Here is a 223-nt window from a genome sequence, read left to right as displayed (position 1 = left end):
GCAGCAGACTGCGCTTCTCGACCAAAACGCCGAATGAATTCTTCATCGTGCACGAATTGCTGACGCAGCACCTTCACCGCTACGTATCGATTCAGAAGACGATCGAGCGCCCTGTAAACCAAGGCCATGCCGCCTCCGCCTACGCGCTCCAATATTTCATATCTGCCCCCTAAAATAGTCCCTATCAAGAGTCACACCCCTCTTTCTCAGAGTCTGATTCATG

1 pseudogene is annotated in these 223 nt (G+C 52.0%); it reads right to left on the bottom strand.

What is annotated here, in order from left to right:
• Positions 1 to 188, bottom strand: a pseudogene (locus ACXX53_RS23240) (Stk1 family PASTA domain-containing Ser/Thr kinase); the annotation flags it as partial.
• Positions 189 to 223: the final 35 nt, after the last annotated feature.

Source organism: Paenibacillus marinisediminis, from assembly GCF_054343325.1.
Note: the sequence above shows the minus strand (reverse complement) of the source record. Positions and strands in the feature narration are given on the sequence as shown.